Origin of the sequence: Escherichia sp. MOD1-EC6475, assembly GCF_003046645.1 — a bacterium.
Taxonomy (GTDB): Bacteria; Pseudomonadota; Gammaproteobacteria; order Enterobacterales; family Enterobacteriaceae; genus Escherichia; species Escherichia ruysiae.
Genome location: NZ_PZKQ01000101.1, coordinates 1 through 6,841, shown reverse-complemented (window position 1 = coordinate 6,841; position 6,841 = coordinate 1). Strand labels below are relative to the sequence as shown.

The 6,841-nt window shown below is 43.2% G+C and carries 8 protein-coding genes and 4 pseudogenes; 8 read left to right on the top strand and 4 right to left on the bottom strand.

What is annotated here, in order from left to right:
• Window positions 1-508: 508 nt before the first annotated feature.
• The 5 genes and pseudogenes from A7589_RS22350 to A7589_RS22330 all read left to right on the top strand — a co-directional run bounded on the left by A7589_RS22350 (window position 509) and on the right by A7589_RS22330 (window position 3,766).
• Window positions 509-730, top strand: a complete 222-nt coding sequence (locus A7589_RS22350) for a hypothetical protein (RefSeq protein WP_000542335.1) — start codon at window positions 509-511, stop codon at window positions 728-730.
• A 7-nt stretch (window positions 731-737) separates the two neighbouring features.
• Window positions 738-1,769: a site-specific integrase gene (locus A7589_RS22345; protein WP_108189028.1), complete on the top strand. Its 1,032-nt coding sequence runs from the start codon at window positions 738-740 to the stop codon at window positions 1,767-1,769.
• A gap of 50 nt (window positions 1,770-1,819) precedes the next feature.
• Window positions 1,820-2,131, top strand: coding sequence for a lysogeny establishment protein (locus A7589_RS22340; protein ID WP_108189027.1), 312 nt, complete (start codon window positions 1,820-1,822; stop codon window positions 2,129-2,131).
• 244 nt (window positions 2,132-2,375) lie between these two features.
• Window positions 2,376-2,932, top strand: a pseudogene (locus A7589_RS22335) (Ref family protein).
• A gap of 78 nt (window positions 2,933-3,010) precedes the next feature.
• Window positions 3,011-3,766 (top strand): hypothetical protein, encoded by a 756-nt coding sequence (locus A7589_RS22330; RefSeq protein ID WP_072134454.1) that lies wholly within the window; start codon window positions 3,011-3,013, stop codon window positions 3,764-3,766.
• A gap of 53 nt (window positions 3,767-3,819) precedes the next feature.
• On the opposite strand, the gene A7589_RS22325 is transcribed toward A7589_RS22330, so the two are convergent.
• Window positions 3,820-4,509 (bottom strand): EAL domain-containing protein, encoded by a 690-nt coding sequence (locus A7589_RS22325; RefSeq protein WP_108189026.1) that lies wholly within the window; start codon window positions 4,507-4,509, stop codon window positions 3,820-3,822.
• Between the two features lie 234 nt (window positions 4,510-4,743).
• Between A7589_RS22325 and A7589_RS22320 the strand changes: the two genes are divergently transcribed.
• Window positions 4,744-5,466 carry a helix-turn-helix domain-containing protein gene (locus A7589_RS22320; RefSeq protein ID WP_108189025.1) on the top strand — a complete coding sequence of 241 codons (723 nt, stop codon included), beginning with the start codon at window positions 4,744-4,746 and terminating at the stop codon, window positions 5,464-5,466.
• Window positions 5,467-5,504: 38 nt separating this feature from the next.
• Here A7589_RS22320 and A7589_RS22315 read toward each other — a convergent pair whose 3' ends face one another.
• The 3 genes and pseudogenes from A7589_RS22315 to A7589_RS22305 form a co-directional block, all read right to left on the bottom strand.
• Window positions 5,505-5,753 carry a hypothetical protein gene (locus tag A7589_RS22315; RefSeq protein WP_000747846.1) on the bottom strand — a complete coding sequence of 83 codons (249 nt, stop codon included), beginning with the start codon at window positions 5,751-5,753 and terminating at the stop codon, window positions 5,505-5,507.
• The gene (locus A7589_RS22310) at window positions 5,750-6,190 is read right to left on the bottom strand and encodes a hypothetical protein (protein ID WP_000258162.1); all 441 of its coding nucleotides are present in this window, start codon (window positions 6,188-6,190) and stop codon (window positions 5,750-5,752) included. Before A7589_RS22310 ends, A7589_RS22315 begins: the two co-directional genes overlap by 4 nt.
• A gap of 33 nt (window positions 6,191-6,223) precedes the next feature.
• A pseudogene (locus tag A7589_RS22305) lies at window positions 6,224-6,439 on the bottom strand (darB domain protein); the annotation flags it as partial.
• A 74-nt stretch (window positions 6,440-6,513) separates the two neighbouring features.
• Here A7589_RS22305 and A7589_RS22300 point away from each other — a divergent pair.
• Window positions 6,514-6,732, top strand: a pseudogene (locus tag A7589_RS22300) (transposase); the annotation flags it as partial.
• A pseudogene (locus A7589_RS22295) lies at window positions 6,720-6,841 on the top strand (helix-turn-helix domain-containing protein); the annotation flags it as partial. The pseudogenes A7589_RS22300 and A7589_RS22295, both read left to right, overlap by 13 nt.

The following is a 6,841-nucleotide window of genomic DNA, read 5'->3' as shown; positions in this document are numbered from 1 at the left end:
CTGCTTATTCGCACCTTCCATAGCTGTAATGCCGTTGTATAAGGTTTCCCTGTTTGCTCATTTCCTTCTGAGCCGCTCTACAACGCTGAAGACACATTAAATAGTGAATCCAAAGTCGTATTACGTAACGGCGGCAAAACTATAATTTATTAGAGCAATTGTCAAACAACTATGAAAAACAATCCAGTTTTTGGCTGGTGGAGTGGGATTATTCTCTCAAAATTTATTGCTCTAATAATTCTTGATTTTTATGCGCAGCTGGACGTAAACTCCTCTTCAGACCTAATAACTTCGTATAGCATACATTATACGAAGTTATCTTAAGGGTTATTGAACATGATCAATTTACCTGTAAATCTATACAGTTCAATACCTTATCAGGTCAAATAGTGATCACTTGATCATTTGATCAAGGTTGCGCTACGTAAAATCTGCGAAATGTTGGCAGTGTTAGTGCTCCAGATTTCGCGTAGCGCACTTAGCACCACCAATCAATCAGAGGTGAAAAATGGGATATTCAGCTGCTAAAGTGTCCACTCATCTTGAGCTTGAGAAAAATCGTGGTTACTGGCGGGCAAAAGGGTTTGATCGTGATAGTTGTCAACTGTCATTATCGCGCGGTGAAGAAAAGATAGAACGCAGTCGCGGTCGTTGGCGTTTCTATGACGAGAACCATAAACAGGTAAAGGCAGAGCCGATCCTGTACACTTTACTTAAAACCATTATCTGAGTGTCAAATGTCCAATTTACTGACCGTACACCAAAATTTGCCTGCATTGCCGGTCGATGCAACGAGTGATGAGGTTCGCAAGAACCTGATGGATATGTTCAGGGATCGCCAGGCGTTTTCTGAGCATACCTGGAAAATGCTTCTGTCCGTTTGCCGGTCATGGGCGGCATGGTGCAAGTTGAATAACCGGAAATGGTTTCCCGCAGAACCTGAAGATGTTCGCGATTATCTTCTATATCTTCAGGCGCGCGGTCTGGCAGTGAAAACTATCCAGCAACATTTGGGCCAGCTAAATATGCTTCATCGTCGGTCCGGGCTGCCACGACCAAGTGACAGCAATGCTGTTTCACTGGTCATCCGACGGATCCGAAAAGAAAACGTTGATGCCGGTGAGCGTGCAAAACAGGCGCTGGCGTTCGAACGCACTGATTTCGACCAGGTTCGTTCACTCATGGAAAATAGCGATCGCTGCCAGGATATACGTAATCTGGCATTTCTGGGGATTGCTTATAACACCCTGTTACGTATAGCCGAAATTTCTAGGATCAGAGTTAAAGATATCTCACGTACTGGCGGTGGGAGAATGTTAATCCATATTGGCAGAACGAAAACGCTGGTTAGCACCGCTGGTGTAGAGAAGGCACTTAGTCTGGGGGTAACTAAACTGGTTGAGCGATGGATTTCTGTCTCTGGTGTGGCTGATGATCCGAATAACTACTTGTTTTGCCGTGTCAGAAAAAATGGTGTTGCCGCGCCATCTGCCACCAGCCAGCTATCAACTCGCGCCCTGGAAGGGATTTTTGAAGCAACTCACCGATTGATTTACGGGGCTAAGGATGACTCTGGCCAGAGGTACCTGGCCTGGTCTGGACACAGTGCCCGTGTCGGAGCCGCACGAGATATGGCCCGCGCCGGAGTTTCACTACCGGAGATCATGCAAGCTGGTGGCTGGACCAACGTAAATATTGTCATGAACTATATCCGTAACCTGGATAGTGAAACAGGGGCAATGGTGCGCCTGCTGGAAGATGGCGATTAGCCATTAACGCGTAAATGATTGCTCTAATTCTTTGATATTTATGGTGACATGTGAGAAAGAATTTCAACATCGACGGAAAATATGTAGTGCTGTCTGTAAGCACTAATATTCAGTCGCCAGCCGTCATTGTCACTGTAAAGCTGAGCGATAGAATGCCTGATATTGACTCAATATCCGTTGCGTTCCCTGTCAAAAGTATGCGTAGTGCTGAACATTTCGTGATGAATGCCACCGAGAAAGAAGCACGGCGCGGTTTTGCCAAAGTGATGGCCGAGTTTGGCGAATTTTTGGGGCACGTTGACAAAGCCCTTTCAATCAGTTCAGCAAGGTCCAAAGCGTTAACAGCTTCCATGCTGAAATAAAAAAATCCTGGCAAGGAGCCAGGCTGCACAAAAGAGCGGGTTTGTATTCCGCATCCAATCAATCAAGAAGGAGTATAGCACACAGGTACTGAAGTGAAAAAATGTGATTCGCGATAAATAAATAACTTTAATTGCTCTAATTGATTACTATAATTGAGCCGCAGTTTTTGTCAACTACGAAGACGTTGCCATTACTTCACTCCTTGACATCATTGGCGGCCATTAGGCCGCCTTTTTTTGCCATATGAAAACAATCGAACAAAAACTTGAACAGCGCCGCGAGTGGCAGAAGGCAGCCAGAGAACGAGCGATCGGCAACGGGAAAAGTTGGCTGACCCCGCCTGGCGAGAATCGCAATATCAGAAAATGCGGGATTCTATCGACCGCCGTATCGCTAAACAGAAAGAGCGCCCACCAGCCAGCAAAACGCGGAAAAGTGCGGTAAAAATAAAATCTCGTGGCTTGAAGGGGCGAACACCGACGGCGGAGGAACGGACCATCGCCAATGCTCTTGGCACTCTCCCCTGCATTGCCTGCTACATGCATGGAGTAATATCTGAAGAGGTGTCTCTGCACCATATCTCCGGTCGTACCGCGCCGGGTTGTCACAAAAAGCAATTGCCCCTTTGTAGATGGCACCACTAGCATGCAGCACCGGCTGAAGTAAGAGAAAAATACCCCTGGCTGGTCCCCGTTCATGCCGATGGTGTGGTTGGAGGCAAGAAAGAATTCACCTTGCTGAACAAGTCAGAGATGGAATTGCTGGCTGACGCCTATGAGATGGCAAACATCATGCACTAATAAATATATTATTTTTAATCTGAAATAATTGACAACTGACAAGTGACTTCAGTCAGAATCATCACATGCCCGGTACGGATGGATCCCTTTTCAAATATTCCATGGACGGCACAGTCTGAGTACCGGGCGCTACCTTCAGTTGTATTGCTAAGCCGCCGCTGGTGGCTTTTCTTTTTTATAGGGGGCGCTATGGATAAGAAAATATGCGTTGTTTCGATGAGCGTCGGTAAACCGGCGTCAATGACTGCTGCATGGATCAACAACGAGCTGATAATGGCTGAGCGGACCAGCTACCCTGAACGCCGCCGCGATATGGAACTCCAGCTGCTGCGCGAATTGCGAGAAAAAGAGGAAAAGGGTTTTATCGTGCTGGTGGAAGAGGAAAACAGCTTTATTACCGGTCGAGTTGGCCAGCGTGTAAGGTTGCGCGATCCCTTCATGAACGGCAGGCCGGTACTAATTGAAGCAATGCAGATTTACAAGGAGTTGGAACGCCAGAAAGCGATCAAGTTACCGCGCAAGGAATCCGGCAAATACATCCTCCACCAAAGCATCTTCGATTCCGAACACGATAAAAAAGGCGATGAGTTTTTCAACATCAACTGGATCGAAATAACGACAGAGCATGTTCTGACGTTGTTATGCTGCTTCGCAACAGAATACAACAACGTGGTAAGCGCAGACTACATCAGGACAATGACAGACACCGTTACTAAACAAGACAACGAATATTCACCATATGAGCCATTTGTAAATATGATAAAAGCATTTTATCGGATGGAGCTCACTAAAGTTCCTCAAGGTAAATTAACAGGTAAGGATAACATCTTTTAAGCACAGTAATGAGGTGCTTAGATGTTCATATCAATATCCTAACTCTCTGCATCTCATAAATCTGATAGCCACTTACTATCTATGGACTCAATCTCCGTCAGCGGAATTGATGGGAATAAATATCCCTGAGCGCCCCATAGCCCTATCCCTTTTGATAACTTATGACAATCAATGTTTTCGACGCCTTCAGCGATGATATTCGGACATAACTTTTTTAAATTGCTAATAATGACATCAAAATGAGGCTTAATCATATGCTCTTGAAAAAATGACTTATCAAGTTTTATTGCATGATATTTATTTTTAATTAATGCTTTCATGGTGGCGTTACCACTTCCAAAATCATCAAGCCAAACATTATCTGTCAAAGTCAGTAGAAAGGATATGATGTAATCCTCATCGCTTAAATCAGGATAGTTTTCTGATATCTCAATCGCTATAAATTTATTGTTTATTAGTAGTTCTTGAATTTGTTTATTGCCATATATATATAAACAGGTATCATAATCTACATTGATAGAGCATAATATATTATGGCATTCAAAAAAATGCTTATACTTGATTATTGTGTTAAGTTGAGATTTTAGCAAGTTAATCTTCATCTTGCTTGTAAACATACCTAATACTTTCTGAGTAGAAAGAATAGCCCCCTCGTTGGAATAAAATCTGCTCAACACTTCCACTGCTATCAACTTGTTAGTGCTTGTGGAAATGATTGGTTCTACTATGTAGATAACTTCCATGCTCCCGCCCTCTATTTTTAAATTGGTTGGCTTTAGCAGATAAAGTGCCCTTTATATTTACAGGGGTTACACACTATGTCAATTTATTTATCTGTAGTGAAATTGATAAAAATTCAATAATAAAAAGCAGCAACTGTGACACAAATCAATATTTTTATTTTTTGCACAACTTCTTGATTTCAGTGCTGCTGTATCTCTATTCTTGTTCAAAGCCTCTTTAGAATGGTGGTAGCTATGTCAGGAGTCTGTTACTTCATCCTTATAAAGAAACCGATAAATTTTCAATTTCTTAAGGATTTCTTAATATTAAATTATGGTGATGTGCTGTTGCTTAAACATTCTGAACGCGAATTCTTACAAACCTATTCAGATAAATATATCGAATTCGAACTTAATGATAGTGCTGTAAGAAACTATTTATCTTGTCACAATCACCAAGGGAAGCAACTTCTGGATAAATGCCCACATTTGCTAAAAAAGTCTTTTGCTTATCCTGATTTATTAATCAGGATGATCGATAATATAAGTGACCAGAATCATATACATCCTGATTTTAAGGATGCTTTAACTTTTTCATTACTTTCAATTTTTAGTGATGTTGACAACCTTAGAGCTTTTCTTACGTCTGGCATGCCTACTTTCTCAGGGAAAGTACGCAGCATATTTCTTTCAGATGTATCTAAACATTGGAAACTAAGAGATTTAACTGATTATCTATACATGAGTGAGAGTTTAATAAAGAAAAAACTATTATTAGAAAACACCTCCTTCAGTAAGTTATTACTTGATACACGGATGGCTTTTGCTATTAAATTACTAAAGCAAAACCGCCCCCTCAAACAAGTATCAGAAAGTTGTGTTTTTAGTAGTATATCGTACTTTGTGTACCTATTTAGGCAGTATTATAATTGTACACCATGTGAATATGCAAAACATCAGTTATCATCTGGGAAATAAGATGCATTTATCTCCCAGATAATATTGTAATATTAAACTCAGTCAGCATTTAGTAGCAGAGCATTATCTATGATGATCTGCTCCCATTCTTCGAATGCCCGGTCGCGGACGCCCTGGGGAACGCTGTTTGTTTTGAAATCGACGACCGTCCGCCATTTTCCGTCAGGACGGTACATGCGCAGAGCTTTACTTCCCCCTTCCCTGCGCACCTCAACGTTATGCTTGTCAGCAAACTCTTGTAATGCTCGTAGCGTCCCATGCTTTACTGTGTAGTATCGCTTTTTCAAGTTTTATCTCCAGCCTGTGCTAAGGCTTCAACTTCCAAATCGTAAGACTCAAACTCATAGTCCTGGTCGTCAACTTCTTCAGGCACAGGCAGTAAATGCCAGGCTGAGTATATCTGACCATTATCAAAACGCTCCTGGCTGTAGAGCGTCGCGGCTATGAGTGTTAGCGCCGGGCGGTCATAACGGTAAATTTTGCGAACGTCACGGTCAACGAGACGACCGAAATTACCATAACCGCGCTCCAGTAATAATTTTTTAATTTCCGGCCAGTATGGACCATAGCTGCGGTACAGGCGGGGATTTTTCAGTAATCGCCCGCGTAGCCCTGACAGGAAGAAATCAACGTATTCGTCTTCTGTTTTTCCTAACAACGCTGTACGGAGTACCGCCTCAAGATATGTTTTATTCGGTTTTATTGTATCAGATAGTGTGACCATATTATGCGACGCCCGGCGAACCGGGCGCTCCTGTTATGCGTATTGTTGGATGACGGCCAGAACGTCCGCCACGTTGTGTTTTGTCTCGATAATCCACCAGTTGCCCGGGAAATCGCTGTTCTTCGCCTTCGCTGGCAGCCAGCGAGCGCCGAATTTTTCCTTGATTGCGTCTTTAGCACGGAAAAGAACGCCTTTCATGCCGGACGCCTCCTGAAGCCCAAATACCTCACCAGCTGCGAATTTTGGTGCGTTGAAGTGGCACACTGAATTTGGCCACCTGAACAGAGGTGATATGCTCACCTCAGAACAACACAGGTGCTCCAATGAAAAAAAGAAATTTTAGCGCAGAGTTTAAACGCGAATCCGCTCAACTGATTGTTGACCAGAAATACACGGTGGCAGATGCCGCCAAAGCTATGGATGTTGGCCTTTCCACAATGACAAGATGGGTCAAACAACTGCGTGATGAGCGTCAGGGCAAAACACCAAAAGCCTCTCCGATAACACCAGAACAAATCGAAATACGTAAGCTGAGGAAAAAGCCTCTGTTTTTGAACTATGGAAGAACGGAACAGGCTTCAGTGAAATAGCGAATATCCTGGGTTCAAAACCCGGAACGATCTTCACTATGTTTAAGGGATACTGGCGGCA

Excerpts from the sequence above, each read along its gene's own strand:
- A7589_RS22325 (WP_108189026.1), bottom strand. The coding sequence starts at position 4,509 with ATGGAAGTTATCTACATAGTAGAACCAATCATTTCCACAAGCACTAAC.
- A7589_RS22330 (WP_072134454.1), top strand. The coding sequence starts at position 3,011 with ATGGATCCCTTTTCAAATATTCCATGGACGGCACAGTCTGAGTACCGG.
- A7589_RS22320 (WP_108189025.1), top strand. The coding sequence starts at position 4,744 with ATGTCAGGAGTCTGTTACTTCATCCTTATAAAGAAACCGATAAATTTT.
- A7589_RS22345 (WP_108189028.1), top strand. The coding sequence starts at position 738 with ATGTCCAATTTACTGACCGTACACCAAAATTTGCCTGCATTGCCGGTC.
- A7589_RS22350 (WP_000542335.1), top strand. The coding sequence starts at position 509 with ATGGGATATTCAGCTGCTAAAGTGTCCACTCATCTTGAGCTTGAGAAA.
- A7589_RS22310 (WP_000258162.1), bottom strand. The coding sequence starts at position 6,190 with ATGGTCACACTATCTGATACAATAAAACCGAATAAAACATATCTTGAG.